Annotated in this window: 1 protein-coding gene; it reads left to right on the top strand. The window is 52.3% G+C overall.

What is annotated here, in order from left to right; genetic code table 11:
- Window positions 1–1,711 (top strand): citrate synthase family protein (locus EJP87_RS17925; protein ID WP_478210084.1); only part of this gene is annotated, 1,711 nt, incomplete at its 5' end.
- Window positions 1,712–1,866 lie beyond the last annotated feature (155 nt).

The following is a 1,866-nucleotide window of genomic DNA, read 5'->3' as shown; positions in this document are numbered from 1 at the left end:
ACCACGGGGTAATTTGGCGCCAAAATGTTGGTTTCACAACGACCAGGGCTTGGCTTTGCCGACCGAGTTGGCGGTGCCGGTGGTCGAAGCAATGGAGCCTTACAATCAGCAGATTGCTGATCTGGCCAAGCAGGTGGGAACAACCTTCCCGCGTCAGTCGATGAAGGATTGTTCCGGTGCCTCGCGCATGGATGCCAAAACACAAGTCTCCCAACTGCATGGGGTCAGTGTTTTGGACTCCTCTACCCGCACCTTTGAAGAAAATCTGGTGCAATCGTTGATTCGTGAATATGCCAATAACAATGGCGTCGCGATGGCCAATGTGGCTTTGAATGCCTTTGTCAACCAGAGTGGCACAGTTCTGCTGGCGGCAGCCGATGCTGCTCGTGAAGCAGGGAGCAGTCCCAATGCGGTTTTGGGTGCTGCGGTTGCCTTGGTCGGACCTAAAGAGGTTGATGGTGCCCGTGAAGCAGCGCAGGCTCTGATTGATCTGTTTGGGCTCTCCGGGTTAAAAGATCCCGCGCAAGAGGGATTTGATTTCAGCGCGCAACTGAAGCAGGTTCAGAGCACACCGGCCCTGCAAGAGATCCTGGTTGCCGATAAAGGTGGCAAACGCGGCAAGGCGATGTTTACCGCTTTGGAACAGCGTGGCGTCAAATCGGTCTTTATCGATTTTCTCAAAACTTTGACCGACAGGCAGGGCAGTGTGCGTGATACAGTTGTGCTTGCGGCGATCACCACCCATTTGGCATGGCAGCCCTTCATGAATCGCCGTTTATCGGTGAACACCTTGTTGGTACTGCCCTGGCATTTTCGGATTTTCAGTGCCATGGTGGGTGCCACTGTACCTGCCCTCAATCAGGACAAAAAGAGTTTCCGTGGTGTGGATAACGGCGAACTGATGGCTTCCTGGAGTTTTACCGAGACCGCTTTTGCTGCTTTGTTCGGGCGCAAGCCGAGCGAAGAGGAGTTGTTCTCGTTTTCGGTATTGATGGGGCTTTTGATTACCAATGGTCCCGGAACGATCTCCGCACAAGGAGCCAAAGGTGCTGTCTCCGCGGATGGGCCGGAAGCGCCAGGCAGAGTTCAGGTGAACAAGGGCTATATGGGCTTTTTGACTCATACGGGATTTGCTCATGGTGGCAATGGTTATGAAGCCATTGCCTTTCTGATGGAGCGTTTCCAGAATAGCGGTTTGCATGATCCGGGTAATTCCAATCATGGTTTGGATTTGGAAGCGATGGCCATGCAGTATGCAAAAGAGTACAAAGGCTACAAGAGCAAGGCCAAGTCGGCAGGTGAATTGGAATATTTGAAAATTCCTTGTGTCAATCATCCGGTTTTCAAAGGCAAGGATGTCAACTTTGATCCGCGTGAGGTCTTTGTTGACGAATTGTTCAAAAATCGGGGATCGTACAATATTTTCCAGGATTTCTACCACAAATTGGTGCATGCCTTGTTCAAGGCGGGAGTGAGCACCAATGTGTACTGTGTCAATGTGGATGCGGTGATTGCGGTGATTTTGCTGAAAATGTTGTGGAAACCCTACTCCTCTGGCGAGGTGACTGCGGAATCCTTGGAGCGAGCTGCCTTTACCACCTTTCTGTTTGGCCGGATGATTGGTAGTGCGGCAGAGATTGATGATCACACCAACCGGGGTCGCAACATGGATACCCGGACGGCAGCCAGTTTGTGTTCGTATGCGGGATAACTTTCCGGCTAAGGCAATTACGGGTCCAGGGGGATTATCCCCCTGGCGGAGTCCAGAGGCGGAGCCTCTGGGGTTTTGTTCTTTGTTTGTGGCGCGCTTTTCACACTAAGCCGACGCGCTCTTTGCGTCGGCTTAAGCGCCTAATGGAAGCAAGC

This window comes from Candidatus Magnetaquicoccus inordinatus (assembly GCF_004217665.1).
Taxonomy (GTDB): domain Bacteria; phylum Pseudomonadota; class Magnetococcia; order Magnetococcales; family Magnetaquicoccaceae; genus Magnetaquicoccus; species Magnetaquicoccus inordinatus.
The sequence above is the reverse complement of the archived record's forward strand: the minus strand, read 5'-3'. Positions and strand labels throughout refer to the sequence as shown.